This window comes from Kitasatospora sp. NPDC023120, assembly GCF_055560835.1.
This window is the reverse complement of record NZ_JBVHHY010000002.1, coordinates 412132-431042: the sequence shown is the minus strand read 5'-3', so window position 1 is coordinate 431042 and position 18911 is coordinate 412132. Positions and strand designations below refer to the sequence as shown.

Below are 18911 nucleotides of genomic sequence, written 5' to 3'. Positions count from 1 at the left end.
CGGGCGTGACGCCTCCGGTGCGCCGGCCGCCGCGGCATCGAGCTGGGGCGCGAGGTCCCCGCCGAACTGGCCCTGATCGCGGTCGAGATCGTCTCACCGTCCAACCCCGAGAACGACTGGAGCGGGAAGGTCCGCGACTATCCGCGGATGGGCTTCCCGCTCTACCTGATCGTGGACCCGCGGCAGAAGACCGTGGCTGTTCTCCGAGCCGAACCGCGACCGCTACCACACGAGGACGGAAAGGGAGTTCGGCGAGTCCATCCGCATCCCCGAGCCCTTCGCCTTCGAGCTGGACCTGTCCCGACTCGTCCCGTACCGGGACTGACCCCACCCGGCGCTCCTTGGCCCGGGGCGGCGCCGCCGTCCTGTCAGTCCTCAGCCGCCGGGCCGGAGGATCAGGTCGGGGAGGGCGTGACGGCGGGGGTGGTCGCCGAGGCGGGTGAGGGCGGCGTGGATCTGGTGGAGGTGGTCGGGGGTGAGTTGGAGGGGGGCTTCCTGGGGCTGGTAGGTGGTGCGGGCGGGGTAGTCGAGGCCGGGGTAGCGGGTCATCTCGATGTGGCAGCCGAGGAGGTGCGTCACCGGGCGGGTGGCGGTGAAGCGGAGCAGGCGGTCGACGGTGCGGCGGAAGGCGGCCCAGTCGTCGATGTGGATCCGGCCGGGGTAGACGGTGTCACCGGTGAGCAGGATGCCGGTCCACGGGTCGTAGTAGGTCACCGCCGACTTGTGGTGCCCGGGTGTGGCGAGGCATTCCAGCACGCGTCCGCCGCCCAGGTCGACCGTGGCCACGGCCTCCGGGTCCCGGTCGAAGCCGAAGTACGGCCAGGTGGTGGTCATCCGGGCGTCGACCACGGTCGTCGCGGGGCGGTCGGCGAACTGCCGGTCGCCCGCGATGTGGTCGACGTGGTCGTGGGTGTGGAGCACGAGGAGTTCGTAGCCGTTCCGGGGGTTGCGGGCGAGCCACTGGTCGATGAGGCCGTCGACCACCGTGCGCAGCGGGAAGAACTCCGGTTCGGCGGTGGCCCCGGTGTCGAGCAGCAGGGCGCGGTCCGTCCCGAACAGGAGGTAGAGGAACGGCGCCTCGTGGTGGACCGCCTTGTTCTGCCGCAGGATGACGGTGTGCTCGTCGTACGCGTGGACCTGGAGTTCCGGGTCCGTGTTGTGCTTCGCCGACGGGGACCCGTGGATCCACCGGGCCGCCAGCGGACGTGCGACCGGCACACCGACAGTCATGGACATCTCCTGTTGGGCCGCCCGCTCCGGACGGGCGCGCTCCCTCGAACGCTAGGGGCTCGGCCGCCCGGCGGACGGGCCTCCTCGCGCTACTTCGCCCTTTCGGGTGACCCGGGTGCCTCGGCTTCCTCGGCTTCCTCGGCTTCCCCGGGCGCACCGAGGGGCCCGGCCGGCCCCAGCAGGTGCGCCAGCCCGTCCGCCAGTCCGCCGCGCCAACAGGCGTAGTCGTGCCCGCCGTTGAACTCGCGGTACGCGAGGTCGTAGCCGCGCGCCACGAGCACGTCCCGCAGGTGCCGGTTCTGGGTGAGCAGCATCCACTCCTGCAGCCCGACCTCCAGGTAGAAGCGCGCCGGGCGCCGTTCCCCGGCCGCGAACTGCCGGGTGAGCCATTCGCTGCCCGCGTCGAACTCCGTCCCGTCCGGCCACCAGAAGGAGCCGGACTGGGAGAGCGCGTTGCCGAAGCGGTCGGGCCGCCGGTACGCGGCGAAGGCGGCGGTGAGCCCGCCCGCGCTCTGGCCGGCGATCACGGTGCGGGTCGGGTCGGTGGTGACGCCGAACTCCCGCGCGGCCCAGGGGAGGAGGTCGTCGGCGAGCAGGTCGGTGAAGGCGGGGTTGCAGCTGAGGTCGTCGGGACGTCCGGGGCCCATGGTGTGGACGAGGAGGGCCACGGTGGGCGGGATCACGCCGTCGGCGGTCAGGTTGTCGAGGGTGTCGCCGACGGACAGCACCTCGCCCCACATCTCCCCGTCCAGCAGCACCGCCACCGGGTAGGGGCCGATCCCGTGCCCCGCCGGCAGGTGGACGTCGACCCGACGCCCGGCGACGGTGTGTGGCACCGTCCGCCCGCGCGGCACGCCGTCCCGCCGCCGGACGTACGGCTGCGCGGGCGCGTCGGGCAGGCTGAGGACCGAGGACGGGTGGCGGCCGTCGCGGGCGGGCAGCCGGGGTTCGGTGTCGTACGGGTCGGGGCGGGCGTGGTCGAGGACGCGCAGCCAGTCGGGGCGGGCCGTGCCGGGGACCTCGCCGCGGAACGGGTACAGCTGGTAGGAGGCCCGGTGGTCGGCGCGCAGCCGGTAGGTGATCGACCACGCTCCGCCTGTCTGACGCTCCATCAGATGCGTTGCCAGGTCGCCGGTGTGGCGGTCCTTGTCGGTGACGGTGTGCAGCAGTGCGAGGACGCCGTCCCACTCCTCGTCCCGGTGGGTGAGGGTGACCAGGCGGTACGCGGGGTCGTCGGGGTCGGGCGCGACGACGGGATGGTTTTCCACGGCAATGACTCCAGGTGGCTTACGCGGTGCTGCCCTTGCGGCTGAGCAGCACCCAGAGGAGGAAGGGACCGCCGAGGACGGTGGTGACGATGCCGACGGGGATCTCCACCCCGCCGATCAGCACCCGTCCCAGGGTGTCCGCGAGGACGACGAGCAGGGCGCCGGTGAGCGCCGAGCCGAGGACCGGCACGCGTGCCGGTCCGGCGAGGCGTCCGGCGATGACGGGTGCGGCCAGCGCCACGAAGCCGACCGGTCCGCAGACGCCGACGGCGAGCCCGGCGAGCGCGACCGCCAGCAGCAGGCAGGCGAGCCGGACCCGGCCGGGGTCGACGCCGAGCGCGGAGGCGACGTTGTCGTCGAAGCGCAGTACGGCCAGCCGCCGGGCCGCCGCCAGGGCGAGCGGCACCAGGACCGCGAGCCCGATCAGGACGGGCGTGGCGATCGCGTAGTCCCGCCCGTTGAGACTGCCGGAGGTCCAGACGTACAGCGAGCCGGCCGAGTTGAGCGAGCGGCGGGCGAGCGCGACCTGGATGACCGCCGAGGCGAGCGCGGACATCGCGAGCCCGACGACCAGCACCCGGTACCCGCGGGCGCCGAGCCCGCCCGAGACCAGGGTGACGACCAGGACGGCGGCGAGCGCGCCGAGCGGCCCGGCCCACCAGGCGCCGAAGGTGCCGGAGGCGGTGGCGGAGATCAGGACGGCGGCCGTCGCGCCGTCGTTGACGCCGAGGAGTTCGGGGGTGGCGAGGCGGTTGCGGGCGAGGGTCTGGGTGAGGCAGCCGGCCAGGCCGAGCGCGGCTCCGGAGGCGAGCCCGGCGACGATCCGCCCGAGCCGGAACTTCTGTACCAGCAGCACGTCGAGGCGGTCGCCGTAGCCGAACACGGCCTGGAAGGTGCGGCCGAGGTCGAGTTCGCTCTGCCCGGCGTGCGCGGAGACCACGACGGCGGCGAGCAGCGCGGCGGCCAGGCCGAGCGAGGCGGCCAGCGCCCGGCGGGGGAGCAGCAGCGACCACACGCCGTGGCGCAGCGCCAAGTCCGGCTTCGGGGCGGGCGGTTCGCCGCGCCGTGCGGGCGGGGCGGCGGTCTCGGCGGGGTCGGCCATGGCGAGGACGGCGGAGCGCCGGGAGCGGACGATCGCGATCAGCGCGGGGGCGCCGACCAGTGCGACGATCACCGACACCGGCGCCTCGAACGGCCGGGCGACCACCCGGGCGAGGACGTCGGCACCGGTCAGCACGGCGGCGCCGAACAGCCCGGCGAGCAGCGTCAGTCGGCCGACCCGCGGGCCGGCGACGGCCCGGGCCAGGAACCCCGCGAGCAGGCCGAGGAAGGAGATGGGGCCGGCCAGTGCGACCGCCGAGGCGGTCAGCAGGGTGACCGCGAAGGCGACCGCGGCCCGGGTCGCGCCGGGCCGGTGGCCGAGGCCGCGGGCGAGGTCGTCGCCGAGCGCCAGGGCGGTGAGCGGGCGGGTGGTCAGCAGGGCGAGCAGGAACCCGACACCGAGGACGGGGGCGAGCCGGCACAGTGTCGCCCAGCCCTCCACCCCGGACAGCGAGCCGAGCACCCATACCCGATAACGGTCGTAGGCCTCGGGAGAGTTGACGATCAGTACGCCGGTAAGCCCGCCGAAGGTCGCGCCCACCGCCGAGCCGCCCAGCACCAGTCGCATCGGCGACCCGCCGCCCCGGCTGCCCGCGATCAGCAGCACCAGGGTGCTGGCGAGCACCGCGCCGCCGAAGGCGAAGGCGAGGTAGCTGTACGAGGTCTGCACGCCGAGGACGGCGATGCCGAGGACGACGCCCAGCGAGGCACCGGCGTTGACGCCGAGCAGGCCGGTCTCGGCGAGCGGGTTGCGGGTGACGGACTGCAGTTGGGCCCCAGCGACGCCGAGGGCGGCGCCGACCAGCAGGGCGGTGGCGGTGCGGGGGAGTCGCAGGTCGCCGACGACCAGGGCGAGCCGGCCGTCGGCGCGGGCGCCGTCGCGGTTCAGCAGGTAGTCCAGGACGCGTCCGGGGCCGACCTCGCCGGCGCCGACCGACAGCGAGAGCGCCGTCAGGGCGAGCAGCAGCGCCGCTACCCCGACGACGACGGGCCAGGCGGGGCGCCCGGGTTCGGACCGGCGGGGCTCTTCCGTCGGCGGCGGGGCGTCCGGCGCGGCGGCGGGGGACGCTTCGTGGACGCCCGCTTGCGACAATGTCATAAGGTAAGGCTAACCTAATGGTCGAGCCGTCCCGTCGGGCCCCGCGCAGGGCACCCGTCGTTCCACGTTGCCGGGACGCCACTCAACTCCCGTACCACCGTTGCCCGGAGGCACCCATGCCGTTCGCCCGTCGCCCGCTCAGCCCCGTCCGCCGCCGCGCGGCCCAGGTGCTGGCCGTCACCGGGGCGGCCACCCTCCTGCTCACGGGCTGCGGCTCCTCGGGTTCCTCCGGCTCCTCCGCGGCCTCCTCGGCCCCGGCGGCGGACGCGGCGGGCGGCGGCAACGGCGGCAAGCGGACCGTCAAGGACGCCACCGGCAAGCCGGTCGAGGTCCCCGCCGAGCCCAAGCGGATCGTCACCCTCACCCAGGAGGACCTCGACGCGGTGCTCGCCCTCGGCGTCAAGCCGGTCGGCATCACCAACGGCCAGGGCCTCAACGAACCGCCCGCGTACCTCAAGGAGAAGGTCCAGGGCGTGCCGGTGGTCGGCAACCTGCTGCAGCCGGTGATGGACAGGGTGATCGCCGCCAAGCCCGACCTCATCCTGGCCGGCGACATGCAGGACGAGCAGGTGCTCAAGCAGCTGCGCGAGATCACCCCCGCCACCCTGGTCACCATGGCGCCCACCGACGACTGGAAGCTCGCCTTCCGGGGCATCGGCAACGCCGTCAACAAGCTCGACCAGGCCAACAAGGTGATCGGCGACTACGAGACGAAGGCCGCCAAGGCGGGCGGTGAGCTCACCAGGAACAAGGGCGCCGCCGTCTCCATCGTCCGCTGGAACCCCACCGGCCCGAGCTGGATGGAGAAGAAGCAGTTCGCGAGCGGCGTCGCCCTCGACATGGGCCTCACCCGTCCGGCCGCGCAGGACAAGGACGGCAACGCGCACAGCCCGGCGCTCAGCCTGGAGAAGCTCTCCGAGATCGACGGCGACTGGCTGTTCCTGTCCACCCTCACCGACGACGGCAAGTCCGCGCTCAAGGACGTCCAGTCCAAGCCCGCCTACCAGGAGCTGAACGCGGTGAAGAACAACCACGCCGTGACCGTGGACGGCTCGGTCTGGTCCACCCGGGGCGGCCCGCTCGCGGCCGACGTCGTCATCGGCGACCTCGGCAAGGCGCTCGGCGGCAACTGAGCGCGCGCACGACTGGGGGAGTCTGCCATGGAGTTGACGATCGAGGGGCTCACCGCCGGCTACGGCCCCGGCCGCCCGGTGCTCGGCGGGGTCGACCTCACCGTCCCGGCCGGGCAGGTGGTGGCGGTGGTCGGGCCGAACGGCTGCGGCAAGTCCACCCTGCTGCGGGCCGTCGCCCGGCTGCACCGGCCGGACGGCGGACGGGTGCTGGTCGGCGGCGAGGACGTGTGGCGGCTGCGCCCGCGTCAGGCCGCGCACCGGATCGCCCTGCTGCCGCAGAGCCCGCAGGCGCCGGAGGCGGTCACCGTCGCCGGACTCGTCCGCTACGGCCGCCATCCGCACCAGGGCCTGTTCCGCCAGTGGTCGCCGGACGACGAGCGGCTCACCATCGAAGCCCTGCGCGCCACCGGCGTCGAGGAACTCGCCGACCGCCGCCTCGACCGCCTCTCCGGCGGGCAGCGCCAGCGCTGCTGGCTCGCCATGGTGCTCGCCCAGGACACCCCGGTGGTCCTGCTCGACGAGCCGACCAGCGCGCTCGACCTCGGGCACGCGGTGGAGGTGCTGGAGCTGGTCCGCCAAGTCGCGGCGGGCGGGCGGACGGTGGTCATGGTCCTGCACGACCTGGCGGCGGCCGCCCGCTACGCGGACCTGGTGGTCGCCCTGCGCGGCGGCGCGGTGGTCGCCTGCGGGCCGCCGCGCGAGGTGGTGGACGCGCCGCTGGTGCGGGCGCTGTACGACATCGACAGCCACGTGCTCACTGCGCCGGGCGACGGCGCGCCGGTGATCGTGCCCCGGGCGCCGCTGGGCTGACGCACCGCGCCCGACCGGGCGGCGCGGCCCCGCACGGGTGGCGCGGGGGCGTCGTACGGGCGCCGCCGCCTTCGCGGTCCTCCGTCGGCGGGGTGGCGCGGCGGCCGGGGGCGGGTGTGGTGTGCTGGGGCCTCCCGTCCACGGAGAGGCACCCGGTGCACCGTCGTCCCGCCGCCCTGTTGTCGGCCGTGCTGCTTGCCCTCGCCGCCTGCTCCTCCGTCTCCGGCCCCGTCTCCTCCGTCTCCGGCCCCGTCTCCGTCGGCTCCGCCCAGGGCTCCGCCGACTCCGCGGTGCCGGTGGTGCGGGCCACCGTGGCGGACGGGCTGGCCGTGCCGTGGGGCGTGGCCCTGCTGCCCGGCGGCGACCTGCTGGTCTCGGAACGGGACACCGCACGGATCGTCGGGGTCGCCGCGTCCGGCGGCGCGAAGACCGAGGCCGGCGTCGTACCGGGCGTGACGGCCGGGGGAGAGGGCGGGCTGCTCGGCCTCGCGCTCTCCCCGTCGTTCGCCGACGACCACCTGGTCCACGCCTACCTCAGTACGGCCGAGGACAACCGCGTCATCCGCCTCCGCTACCACCCGGAGCGGCCGGCCGGTACCCGACTCGACGCCCCGGAAGTCCTGTTGAGCGGCATCCCGCGCGGCCCGCGGCACAACGGCGGTCGGATCGCCTTCGGTCCGGACGGCCTGCTCTACGTTTCCACCGGTGACGGCAGCAGGCCCGAACTCGCCCAGGACAAGGGATCGTTGGGTGGCAAGATTCTCCGGCTCACCCCCGAAGGCGCTCCTGCCCCCGGCAACCCCTTCCCCGGCTCGCCGGTCTACTCGTACGGCCACCGCAACGTCCAGGGCCTCGCCTGGGACGGCGAAGGGCGGCTCTGGGCCTGCGAGTTCGGGGCGGACACCTGGGACGAACTCAACCTGGTCCGCCCGGGCGGCAACTACGGCTGGCCCGCCGTCGAGGGCGTCGGCCACCGCCCCGAGTACCTTGACCCGGTCGCCCAGTGGCGCCCCGCCGATGCCTCCCCGAGCGGCCTCGCGTACGCCGACGGCGCCCTGTGGATGGCCGCCCTGCGCGGCACCCGGCTCTGGCGCGTCCCGCTCGTCGGCGACCGGCTCGCGGGCAGTCCGCAGGCCTACCTCGACGGCGCCTACGGTCGGCTGCGCACGGTCGTCACCGACCGCGACGGCACACTGCTGCTCGCCACCGGCAACACCGACGGCCGCGGCGACCCGCGCCCGGGCGACGACCGCATCCTGCGGCTCGGCGTGCCCGAGGGGGCCACTGCGCGGGGTGCCTCCGGCTGAGGCGCGCCCCGGCCGCCACCCGGTGCCCCGTGTCTCGCATCCGTGCCGCATCCGTGCCGCTCACGCCCATCGCTCGCTCGTTCGAGTGGTTTGAGCTGTCCGCGCCGTCACCCGCCTCCACCCCGCCCGCCGCGTTGTCAGTGGACCTCGCTACGTTCCTCGCATCGCTGGTCAGCAGGTGATCGAGGCGTGGTTCCCGGGTGGGTTCCCGGGTGGGAGGAGTACGGCCGTGGCATGGGTGGAGACGGGCGCGGGAGGGTACCGCGTCGCGCTCGACGGGGAGGGCAGGGTGGTGTGCCGCAACGCGGCGGGCCGCGAGCTCAAGTCCGTTCCGTCGAAGCTCGGTGACGACCCGGTGGTCACCCAGCTCAAGCAGCTCGCCGAGTGGCTGGCCGCGCACGAGCGGGGCTGCCAGGACGACGTCGAGCGCTGGATGGTGCGCTCGCTGCCGGTGCCCGCCGCGGTGATCACCGCCGTGTGGCCGGACGAGGCCTGGCAGGCCGTGCTGCGCGACCTGGTGGTCACCGGCACGGACGGCTCGGTGGCCGGCTTCCTGCGCGGCGCGGACGCCGAGCGCGGCCTCGGCCTGGTCGACCTGGACGGCGACACCGTGCGCCTCACCGACGGCGAGGTCCTGATACCCCACCCGGTCCTCCTGGAGGACCTCGACGAGCTGCGCGAGTTCGCCGTCGAACTCGGCGTCTCCCAGCGCGTCCAGCAGCTCTACCGCGAGGTCTGGCACCGGCCGGCGGAGCTGCCGGTCGGCACCGAGGTCACCACCTACGCCGGCGGCCGCTACCGCGAGCTGCGCGAACTGGTGGGCCGCTGCAACCGGCTCGGCTGCCGGGTCCGCGGCGGCTCCGCCGTCCAGTCGGTCACCGAGGGCGGGCGCACCGTCGAGGCCCGGGTCTGGGTCGGCGACTACTACGAGTACGACGAGTGCGAGACCGGAGCACTCAGCTGGGCGGGCCCCGACGGCCGGGCCCTGCCGCTCACCGAAGTCGGACCGGTCGCCTGGTCCGAGGGCATGCGGATGGCCGCCGCCCTGTACGCCGGCCGCACGCACCAAGGGGAGGACGCCGCATGACCGCCACCGGCCCGAACACCACCGCCACCGCCCCGAACACCACCGCCGCCGGCTCGCCCGCGGCCGCCGCGCCCGAGGCACTGCTCGACGCCGGCGCCGTGCTGCCGCCCGGCACCCTGCCCGACGCGGGGCGCCCCGACAGCGCCGCCGACGTGCTCACCGCCCGCGCCTACACCCACCCCGCGCTCGACGGCCGGCGGATCGTCCGACTGGTCCCCGGCGCGCTCGGTCAGGCCGAGGACCTCGCCCTCGACTTCCTCGGCCTGGCGCCCGACGGCGAGCCCGCCGAGGTCGGCCAGGTCCGCCAGGAGGCGCTCGGCTTCCCCGCCTGGGCCCTGGTCCACGACCCGGCCAACGGGCACCACGCGCTCGCCCTGGTCAAGGAGATGGAGCGGCTCGCCCGCCAGGCCGCCGCCAAGCCCGGCGCCGCCAAGGACGGCTTCGACGAGCTCGTCACCCGGCTCGGCCGCGCCGTCCCGCACTTCCTGCCCACCTTCTGCGAGGAGGTCGGCCGGATCTTCCTCGGGCACGGCAACCAGACCTACGCCGCCGCCTGGTTCGGCAAGGCCCGCGAGGCCGAGCGCACCCACGGCCTCACGGTGGACGAGGAGCGGCTGCGCGCCGTCTTCCTGGAGTTCGCCCTGGCCGGCGCGCTCACCGTCAAGTCCCTGCGCCAGTACGTCAAGGAGCTCGCCCAGCGGCTCGACCCGCAGACCGCCTGGCAGCGCTTCCGCCAGCTGTGCACCGAGCGCTCCGCGGCCGGCATGGCCCCGTACGCCGGGGTCGCCGAGGACGCCCGCGCACTGATCCGGGCCGCCGGGCTGGACCGCACCGAGCACGAACAGGCGCTGCTCGCCGAGCTGCTGGCCGCCCCGGGGATCAACCGCGCACCCGCCGCGTTCTGGAAGTCCTGGCACGGCGCGCTGGTCGAGCTGGGCATGCGCGACGCCGACGTCCGCACCCGCCTGCTGGAGCTGCTGCCGGACCCGGCCTCCTCCGACCCGGCCCCGCACGACACCGCCTGGCTGGCGGTGCTCGCCGAGACCGGCACCGAGGAACGGCTCACCGGCCCCCGCGCCGAGGGCGCCGAGCCCGCCGCCGCCTGGCTCCAGCGCTGGTGCCAGCACCTCGGCCGCGGCTGGCGCACCCGGCCCAGCTGCCCGGCCACCCTCGCCCTGGCCGGCCGGATGGTCGAGCGGCTGCGCGCAGACGCCGTCCCCGTGGACCTCTTCACCGGCATCCGCGCGAGCCACACGCGGCTCGACCTGCTGGACCTCCTGCTGGCCGCGGGCGTGCCGGTCGCCGACCCGCCGGCCGGCCTCGGCTTCGACCTGCGCGACTGGGTCGGGCACTGCGGTCCCGACAGCGCCGGCCTCGCCGCCGTCGCCGCCGACGCCCGCTACCGCCCGCTGCTGCGCCGTGCCACCCCGGCCGCCTGGGAGACGGCGGTCAAGCGCCAAGCGCCCGTGCTGCCGCTGCTGAACGAGCTGTTCGCGGAGTGGGCCGAGGCCCGCGCCGAGGAGGTCACCGCCGCCCGCGGCCTGGCCGGCGCCGCCGACCTGGTCCGCTCGCTGAGCCAGTACCGCACCGCCATCCGCACGGTCGCCCCGGCCGCCGCCGAGAAGATCGCCGCACTCGACGTCACCGGCCTGCTCGCCCGCGCCCTCGGCGCCGGCATCCTGGACGAACTCGGCTGGCCCGCCCTGGAGGACGCGCTCGCCAAGCTCGCCGACCCGCCCGCCGACGACGCCCCGCCGACCACCGCCCCCGGCCTGCGCACCCGGGGCCTGGACGGCCTGATCGTCGAGGACGCCTGGCCCTACCTGATCCTCGCCCGCCTCGACCGGGCCGTCGCGGTCGGCCCGCAGGGCATCCTGCTGGAGCACACCCTGCGGGTGCCCAAGCTGACGGAGAACTGGAACCGGCCCCGGCTGCGCCTGGTCGACGGCGAACTGCTCGTCGTCTGGTGGGAGGACGGCAAGCAGACGGCCTACTGGTCCGGCCGCCCGGGCGAGACCTTCGAACTCGAGGGCCGCACGATCGCCGGCTACCACTACGGCGAGCGGTTCCCGGACGAGCCGTCCCTCCCGCTGCCCGGCGGCGGCCGCACCACCGGCGAGCGCCCGCTGCACCCCGGCGACACCCGGATGCCCCACGAACACCCCGTCCTCGGTGACGGCGCCGGCTACTGGACGCTGCGCCACGGCACGGACGGCCCCGTCCTGCGCGAACTCGACCCGGCCACCGGCACCCTGGGCCGCGCCGCCGAGCCGCCCGTGATCGCCGGCACCGCAGGCGCCGGCCGCCTCATCGAGGGCAGCACCCGGCTGCTGCCGCTGCAGCCCGGCCTGGAGCAGAGCCCGCTCGGCACCGACGGCACCGTGCTCGGCCACTGGGTCCGCAGCGAGCCCGGCCGCGCCGTCACCACCTTCACGGCCGACGGGCAGCGCATCGTCCTGCCGCTGAACGGGCGGCGCGAGCCGGACTCCGTCCCGGTCGGCCGACTCGCCCTGCCCGGCGAGGCCGCCCCGGTGGTCAGCCGCCCGGGCGGCGAGCACCTCTCCCTCAACCTGCCCGACCTCGCCGACCGTGCGGACCGCACCGCCGACCTGCGCCCCTGCCGGTCGGGCGACCTCTCCGCCGCCGGCACCGTGCTCGTCCCGCCGTACGACCACTGGCACGCCCTGCGGCCCCGCGACGAGGCCGGATCGCGCGTGCTGCGCGACGTGACCGCCGAGCAGGCCGCGCACCTGATCGACCTCGCCTGGCCGGTCGACGCCGAGCCCGTCCCGCAGGACGAGCAGCGCTGGCTCACCGTCCAGGGCGTCCGGCGCCCGCTCGCCCAGCAGGGCGCGGCCCGCAACACCCTGCCCGTCGAGGCGATCGGCGCCGCCCTGCCCGGGATCGCCCACCCGCTGCTGCTCGCCGGCGTCGCCGGGTTCGCCCGCTTCGCCGCCGACCTGCTGGACCGGATCGCCCGGTTCGTCCCGCAGCCGGACGCCGAACGCCCGAGCAAGGCGGAGGCCGCCGAGTGGCGGCCCGACCACGGCCGGGACGACGAACTGCGCGACGCCGTCCGCGCCGTCCTGCCCGAGATCGGCGGCTTCGGCAACAGCTGGGGCACCTGCGACCGCCACTGGGTGCTCAACAACCTGCGCACCGTCACCACCGTCCTCGCCGCCCCGCCCGCCGCGAACGGCGAGGGCTGGACCACCCCGGCGACCGTCACCCTGCGCGGCGGCGACGCCGGCCACGGCTGGCTGCACCTGCTCGGCCGGCTCGACGTCCTGGCCCACGCCGTGGCCGCCCCGCTCACCCTCCCGGCCCACCGCTCCTCGCTGGTCCTGCTGCTCGGCGAGCTCACCAAGGCCCCGCTCGCCGACCGCGTCGCCACCCTGCGTGAGATCGTCCTCGGCGAGCCGCCGCAGAGCACCGCCGGCGACCGGCCGGCCCTCCAGCGCCAGGGCGAGGTGCTGCGCCACGGCGACCGCACCGTCGTCATCCTCGGCCACCGGCGCCAGTTCACCGACGGCACGGTGCACTGGCTCGCCGTCGACCACGACCCGAGCGGGGAGTTCGGCCCCGTCGCGCACTTCACCACCGTCGAGGAGCGCGGCACCGAGGAGCGGGTCTCCGCCGCCTGGGTCGCCAAGTTCTGGCAGGTCGCCGCCCTGCGCGGAGGCGTCCCCTGGGACACGGCCCGCGCCGCCGCCTTCTCCGAACTCACCGGCATCGGCACCGCCCGCGCCACCCTGCTGCTCAGCCCGCCCTCGGGCCTGCTGCACTGGGGCAACGCCGAGGTGCCCGCCGAGTACGGCCTCAAGCCCGCCGAGGTCCGGGCCGCCCAGACCTGGCTGCGCGGACACGACCACGCCGGGCTCGCCGAGGTCTGGGGCGCCCTGCTTCCCGCCGACCCGAAGGAGCTGTGGACCGAGGGCCCCGCCCTCGACGCCGGCGCCGAGGCCTGGATCCGCCGCTTCGGACGGCTCGTCACCCTCCCCGAGGAAGCCCTCGCCACCGTCCAGGGCGTGTCCATCGGCAGCATCGAGGCGGTGCTCAACCCCGCCCGCACCCCGTGGCTGACCGGCAGCACCGGCTTCCGACGCCAGGACACCGACCACGGCCCGTCCCAGCTGGTCGCCGAGGACCCGTCGGCCGTACCCGAGTCCGGCGCGCTGGCCTCCGGCATCGGCGCCATCCGCTGGCTCGCCTATCACCTGCCCGCCGACAGCCCGCTGCGCCCGCTGCTGCCCCGGGCCGCCACCGCCCTGCGCGACCGCCTGGCCGACCCCGAGCTGCTGCTCGACCTCGACCTCGTCCGCACCGTCAAGGGCGCCTCGCTGGCCGCCGTCCTGCGCACCCACTTCGGCCTGCCCGCCGAGGGCGGCGCCGACCCGGACGGTCTGGTCCGCTGCGGCCCGGCGCTCGTCCTCACCCCGTACCACGAGGACTTCGAGCGGATCTGGCTGCGCCCGGCCGCCCTCACCGGTCCGGACGACCCGCTGCTCGAGCTGCTCGAAGGGCTCTCCAGCAGCTACTGGTTCGGCACCGAGCGGGCCGCCATCGAGTCCGTCCTGCGCGGCGAGCCGGAGCGCCTGGCCGCCTCCGCCGCCGCGGTGCCGGCCACCGGCGACGGACCGGCCTGGCTGCAGAACCCGCAGCTGTCCGCCCCCGGGCTGGTCGCCGAGGTGTCCCGCACCCACGGCCTCGGCGAGGACGCGGCCGCGCTCTACCTCCAACTGCTCGCCCTGCCCGACCCCACCGACCGCAACGTCGCGCGCTGGACGGGCTGGAAGCCCGCCCGGCTGAAGAAGGCCCGCGCCGAACTCGCCGCCACCGCGCTGGTGCTGGAGGCCAAGCGGTCCCGGGCCGGCCGGAGCCTCTTCCTGCCCGGCGGCTGGCAGGAGGCCAAGTCCCCGGGTCTGCCCGCCGAGACCTGGAAGGCCGCCCTGTACCCCCTGCCCACCCACCGGCCCGTGCTGGCGCACTTGCCCGTCCCCGAGCTGTTCGCCCGGGCCTGGCAGCGCACCGTCGACGGCGACGCCCCCGGTTACGAAGAACTCCAGACCAGCAAGCGCAGGAAGGCCCGCCGATGAGCACGACCACCACGACCGTCCCGGACACCGCGGAGCGGCAGATCGTCCCGCCCGAGGAGAAGTACGCCGCCGAACTGGAGTTCCTGGCCGCGTACGACAGCGGCCCGCGCCCGCCCGGCTGGCGCCTCACCCCGCGCGCCGTCGTCACCTTCGTGATGGGCAGCGGCGGCGAGAAGCTCAAGGCGGGGCGCAAGAGCCTCGCCGTCGAGCCGAAGTTCGTCGGTGAGCGCGCCCTGGTCGAGCGCTGCGTCGTCACCCTCGCCGGGGAGCGCGGCCTGCTGCTCGTCGGCGAGCCCGGCACCGCCAAGTCGATGCTCTCCGAACTGCTCGCCGCCGCCGTCTGCGGCACCAGCGCGCTCACCGTCCAGGGCACCGCCGGCACCACCGAGGACCAGCTCAAGTACGGCTGGAACTACGCCCTGCTGCTCGCCAAGGGCCCCAGCCGCGAGGCCCTCGTCCCCTCCCCGGTGCTCACCGCGATGACCACCGGGGCGGTCGCCCGGGTCGAGGAGGTGACCCGCTGCCTGCCCGAGGTGCAGGACGCCCTGGTCTCCCTGCTCTCCGAACGGCGCGTCGCCGTACCCGAGTTGGCGGGCACGCCGGACGGGCAGCTGCACGCCGCCGCAGGCTTCACCCTGATCGCCACCGCCAACCTGCGGGACAAGGGCGTCAGCGAGATGTCCGCGGCCCTCAAGCGGCGGTTCAACTTCGAGACGGTCGGCCCGATCGGCAGCCTCGCCGCCGAGGTCGACCTGGTCCGCCGGCAGTCCACCGTCGCCGTCGCCCGGGCCGGCGCCGGCTACGCCGTCGACGACGCCGTCCTGGAGGCCCTGGTCACCGCCTTCCGGGACCTGCGCACCGGCCGCTCCACCGAGGGCTGGGACGTCGAGCGCCCGTCCACCGTGATGAGCACCGCCGAGGCGGTCTCCGTCGCCACCGCCCTCGGCGTCACCGCCGCCTACCTGCCCGACGGCGGCGACCTGCTCGGCCGCCTTCCCGGCCAGCTCCTCGGCGTGGTCCGCAAGGACGACCCGGCCGACGCGGCCCGACTGCTCGGCTACTGGGACGGCCCGGTCCGCCGCCGCGCCGAACAGGGCGCCGCCACCTGGCGCACCCTGTGGGACCTCCGCTCGGCACTGGAGGCCTGAGCCGATGAGCAGCGCGGTGACTCCCGCCCCGGACGACGCGGACCGCACGGTCCGGACCGAGGCCGACCGGCTGGCCGCCTCCGGCACCGACCGGCCGGGGCCCTACCTGATCGGCGTGCGCCACCACGCGCCGTCCCTCAGCGCGGTCGTCCCCGCGCTGCTCGACGCCGCCCGGCCCGAGGCGGTACTGGTCGAACTCCCCGCCGAGTTCCAGCCCTGGCTCGGCCGGCTCGCCGACGAGGCGACCGAAGCCCCGGTCGCCCTCGCCGCCGCCCCCGCCGGGCCCGAGGAGGCGGGCGGGCCCGCCTTCTACCCGTTCGCCGACTTCTCCCCGGAACTCGCCGCCCTGCGGTGGGCCCGGCGCAACGGGGTGGAGGCCATCGCCTGCGACCTCCCGCTCGCCCACCGCACCACCCGGGCGGCGGGGGAAGGTCGGGGGCCGGGGTCGAGGACCGCCGACGCACCCGGGGTCGCCGAGGCGCTGCGCCACCGCCTCACCGGCCGGGACTCCGACGAGGACCTGTGGGACCGGCTGGTCGAGACCGCCGCCCCCGGCTCCACGCCGGAAGCCGTTCGGCGCGCCGCCCTGCTCGTCGGCTGGGCACTGCGCCACGACGCCGAGACCGGCCCCGGCGTCGACCCGTACGACCTCCGCCGCGAGGCCTGGATGCGCGCCCGCATCCGGGCCGCCGCAGCGGGCGGACGCCGGATCGCCGCCGTCGTCGGCGCCTTCCACGCCCCCGCGCTGCTGGAGCCCGTCCCCGACGGGCCGACCGCCGCCGAGGAGCCACCGCACCCGGACGGCCCCGGCCACGTCCTCTCCCTGATCCCCTACACCTACCCGCTGCTCGACGCCCGCTCCGGCTACCCGGCGGGCATCCGCGACCCCGAGTGGCAGCACACCGTCCTCGAGGCAGGGGGCGACCCCGACCGGCTCGCCGAGGCGCTCACCACCACCGCGGTCCGCATCTGCGCCGCCCTGCGCACCCAGGACCACCCCAGCGGTCCCGCCGACGCCCGCGAGATCGTCCGCCTGGCCGGCGACCTCGCCCGGCTGCGCGGCCACGCCGCCCCCGGCCGCGGCGAACTCGTCGAGGCGGTGCAGACCGTCCTCGCCCAGGGCGAACCCCTCGGCCGCGGCCGGGCCGTCGCCCGCGCCCTCGAACAGGTCCTGATCGGCACCCGCACCGGCCGCCCCACCCCCACCGCCCCGCGCAGCGGACTCGCCCCCGCCGTCGAGACCCTCCTCGCCGACCTCGGCCTCCCCGGCCCCGCCGACCCGGGCCCGCGCGACCTGCGCCTCGATCCGTTGCGCAGCCCCCTCGACCGCCGCCGCGAGATCCTCCTGCACCGCCTCACCGCCTGCGACGTCCCCTACGCCGACCCCGTCGCCACCACCGGCGCCGGCGGCACCGAAACCCTCGGCACCCGCTGGCGCCTCCACTGGACGCCCGCCACCGCCGCCATGCTCACCGTCGCCGGCACCCGGGGCGTCACCCCCGCCCAGGCCGCCGAAGGCGCCCTGCGCGCCCGCGTCACCGCCGAACCCACCCCGCGCGAGATCATCGACGGCCTCACCGCCGCCGCCTCCTGCGCCCTCCCCACCCTCATCGACACCCGCCTCACCCAGCTCACCACCACCCTTCCCGCCACAGCCACCCTCCCCGACCTCCTCGACGCCCTCTCCCTCCTCGACCGCCTCGCCGCCGGCCACTTCCCGGGCTGGACCCCGGAAGGTAAGGAGCCGCCGCGTACGGCCGACGGCAAGGGCGTTGATGCGCCTGGCTCCTCCTCGGCCACCACCTCCTTTCCGTCCTCGTCCTCCTCCGCCGGCCCGCTGGCGGCAGCCGGGGAGGTGCTGACGGTCGCTGCCGTGCGGCAGCTGGAGGGGCTGGGCGGGTCGGACGATCCGCAGGACGCGCGGGCACTGGTGGAGCTGGTGCGGCGGGCGGACCGGCTGGGCGGGGTACGGCTGGCGTACGTGCTGGCCGAACTCGCCGATCGGGGGAGCCCGTTGGTGCGGGGTGCGGCCGGGGCGGTGCGGGTGCTGCTCGGGCAGGAGCCGGCCGGGGTGCTGGGCGACCGGGCGGCTTCCTGGGTGGACGGGGCGACCGGTCCGGAGGCGCGGCAGACGCTCGCTCGCGCGCTGGTCGGGTTGCTGACGGCGGCGGAGGGGCTGTTCGACTCCGCGCCGGAGGCGCTGGAGCCCGTCCTGGAGCGGGTCACCTCGCTGCCCGACGGCGCCTTCCTGGACCGGCTGCCCGCACTGCGCGGCGGCTTCGACACGCTCAGCCCGGCCGCCCGCGACCGGCTGCTGGCCCTGGTCGAGGAGCGCCTGGGCGCCCGGCTCACCGCGCTGCCCGAGGAGGCCGGCCCCGCCGTGGTCGCCGGCTGGGTGCGGGCGGACCTCGCGGCCCGCGCCGCGCTGGCCCGCCGCGGCCTGCTGCCGCCGACACCCCGGGAAGCTCCCGACCCGGACCCGTCCGCGCCGACTCCCGAGCCGGGTGACCCGGCCCGGCACACCCTCGCCCCCACCGAGCGCTGGCGCCTGCTCCTGGGCCGCCCCGGCAGCGGCGGCCTGAGCAGCCGCGGCTCCCGACTCGCCACCGCCCTGGACGAGTTGTACGGCAGCGGCCACGGCGAGGGCTCCGGCCCCGGGCTGGAGAGCCGGGGCAACCGGGGAGGCCGCGAGGCCCCCTACCCCGGGGTGCGGGAGTGGGCGGAGGAGCTGGAGTCGCTGTTCGGCCCGGGCCTGCGGGAGGAGGTGCTGGCCGCCGCCGTCGTGCAGGGCCGCACCGACGTCCTGGACGCCGTCGAGCCGTCCGCCGTCCGCCCGTCCGTCGACCTGCTGCGCACCGTCCTGGAGCACGCGGGCGGCCTGCCCGAGGCCCGGCTGGCACGGCTGCGTCCACTGGTGCGGCGCCTGGTGGACGAGCTGACCCGGCAGCTGGCGACACGGCTGCGCCCGGCGCTGACCGGGATCGCCGTGCCGCGGCCGTCCCGTCGTCCGGGCGGCGGACTCGACCTGGACCGGACCATCCGCGCCAACCTCGCCACCGCCCGTCCCACGCCGGAGGGCGGCACCCTGATCGTGCCCGAGCGCCCGGTGTTCCGGACGAGGGCGCGGCAGGCCAACGACTGGCGGCTGATCCTGGTGGTGGACGTCTCCGGGTCGATGGAGGCCTCCACGGTCTGGGCGGCGCTGACGGCCTCGATCCTGGCCGGGGTGCCCTCGCTGAGCACCCACTTCGTGGCGTTCTCCACCGAGGTCGTCGACCTCACGGAGCGCGTGGAGGATCCGCTGAGCCTGCTGCTGGAGGTGCGGATCGGCGGCGGCACCAGCATCGCGAGCGGCCTGCGCTACGCGCGGGAGCTGGTGACGGTGCCGTCCCGCACGCTGGTCGCGGTGGTCAGCGACTTCGAGGAGGGCGGGCCGGTCTCCGGGCTGCTGGCCCAGACCCGGGCGCTGGTGGACTCCGGCGTCCACCTGCTCGGCTGCGCGGCGTTGGACGACACCGGCACGGCCCGCTACTCGAAGGCGGTCGCGGGCCGACTGGTCGCGGCCGGAATGCCCGTGGCGGCGCTGAGCCCGCTGGAACTGGCCCGCTGGGTGGGGGAGAAGGTGCGATGAG

10 protein-coding genes and 1 pseudogene are annotated in these 18911 nt (G+C 76.1%); 8 read left to right on the top strand and 3 right to left on the bottom strand.

Going from position 1 to position 18911, the window contains the following annotated elements; genetic code table 11:
- Positions 1–36 precede the first annotated feature (36 nt).
- Positions 37–153 (top strand): annotated as a pseudogene (locus ACZ3TI_RS04490) (Uma2 family endonuclease); the annotation flags it as partial.
- A 222-nt stretch (positions 154–375) separates the two neighbouring features.
- Here ACZ3TI_RS04490 and ACZ3TI_RS04485 read toward each other — a convergent pair.
- The 3 genes from ACZ3TI_RS04485 to fhuB form a co-directional block, all read right to left on the bottom strand.
- Positions 376–1230, bottom strand: a complete 855-nt coding sequence (locus ACZ3TI_RS04485) for an MBL fold metallo-hydrolase (RefSeq protein ID WP_465723217.1) — start codon at positions 1228–1230, stop codon at positions 376–378.
- Between the two features lie 89 nt (positions 1231–1319).
- Positions 1320–2498: an enterochelin esterase gene (gene fes / locus ACZ3TI_RS04480; protein ID WP_465723215.1), complete on the bottom strand. Its 1179-nt coding sequence runs from the start codon at positions 2496–2498 to the stop codon at positions 1320–1322.
- A 19-nt stretch (positions 2499–2517) separates the two neighbouring features.
- Complete coding sequence (gene fhuB / locus ACZ3TI_RS04475; protein ID WP_465723213.1) at positions 2518–4698, bottom strand: Fe(3+)-hydroxamate ABC transporter permease FhuB; 2181 nt, start codon at positions 4696–4698, stop codon at positions 2518–2520.
- 116 nt (positions 4699–4814) lie between these two features.
- On the opposite strand from fhuB, the gene ACZ3TI_RS04470 reads away from it, so the two are divergent.
- From ACZ3TI_RS04470 to ACZ3TI_RS04440, 7 genes are all read left to right on the top strand, one after another.
- Complete coding sequence (locus tag ACZ3TI_RS04470) at positions 4815–5831, top strand: ABC transporter substrate-binding protein (RefSeq protein WP_465723211.1); 1017 nt, start codon at positions 4815–4817, stop codon at positions 5829–5831.
- A gap of 27 nt (positions 5832–5858) precedes the next feature.
- Positions 5859–6641: an ABC transporter ATP-binding protein gene (locus ACZ3TI_RS04465; protein ID WP_465723209.1), complete on the top strand. Its 783-nt coding sequence runs from the start codon at positions 5859–5861 to the stop codon at positions 6639–6641.
- A 155-nt stretch (positions 6642–6796) separates the two neighbouring features.
- Positions 6797–7948, top strand: coding sequence for a PQQ-dependent sugar dehydrogenase (locus ACZ3TI_RS04460; RefSeq protein WP_465723207.1), 1152 nt, complete (start codon positions 6797–6799; stop codon positions 7946–7948).
- 229 nt (positions 7949–8177) lie between these two features.
- Positions 8178–9035, top strand: a complete 858-nt coding sequence (locus ACZ3TI_RS04455) for a DUF4132 domain-containing protein (protein ID WP_465723205.1) — start codon at positions 8178–8180, stop codon at positions 9033–9035.
- Complete coding sequence (locus tag ACZ3TI_RS04450) at positions 9032–14131, top strand: hypothetical protein (protein ID WP_465723203.1); 5100 nt, start codon at positions 9032–9034, stop codon at positions 14129–14131. Before ACZ3TI_RS04455 ends, ACZ3TI_RS04450 begins: the two co-directional genes overlap by 4 nt.
- Positions 14128–15279 (top strand): ATP-binding protein, encoded by a 1152-nt coding sequence (locus ACZ3TI_RS04445; protein WP_465723201.1) that lies wholly within the window; start codon positions 14128–14130, stop codon positions 15277–15279. The genes ACZ3TI_RS04450 and ACZ3TI_RS04445 overlap by 4 nt, the downstream gene beginning before the upstream one ends.
- A 4-nt stretch (positions 15280–15283) precedes the next feature.
- Complete coding sequence (locus ACZ3TI_RS04440; RefSeq protein WP_465723199.1) at positions 15284–18910, top strand: vWA domain-containing protein; 3627 nt, start codon at positions 15284–15286, stop codon at positions 18908–18910.
- Position 18911: the final 1 nt, after the last annotated feature.

Bases quoted from the DNA above. Each gene is read 5' to 3' on its own strand.
- ACZ3TI_RS04485 (WP_465723217.1), bottom strand. From the start codon at position 1,230: ATGACTGTCGGTGTGCCGGTCGCACGTCCGCTGGCGGCCCGGTGGATC.
- fhuB (WP_465723213.1), bottom strand. From the start codon at position 4,698: ATGACATTGTCGCAAGCGGGCGTCCACGAAGCGTCCCCCGCCGCCGCG.
- ACZ3TI_RS04470 (WP_465723211.1), top strand. From the start codon at position 4,815: ATGCCGTTCGCCCGTCGCCCGCTCAGCCCCGTCCGCCGCCGCGCGGCC.
- ACZ3TI_RS04465 (WP_465723209.1), top strand. From the start codon at position 5,859: ATGGAGTTGACGATCGAGGGGCTCACCGCCGGCTACGGCCCCGGCCGC.
- ACZ3TI_RS04450 (WP_465723203.1), top strand. From the start codon at position 9,032: ATGACCGCCACCGGCCCGAACACCACCGCCACCGCCCCGAACACCACC.
- ACZ3TI_RS04445 (WP_465723201.1), top strand. From the start codon at position 14,128: ATGAGCACGACCACCACGACCGTCCCGGACACCGCGGAGCGGCAGATC.
- ACZ3TI_RS04440 (WP_465723199.1), top strand. From the start codon at position 15,284: ATGAGCAGCGCGGTGACTCCCGCCCCGGACGACGCGGACCGCACGGTC.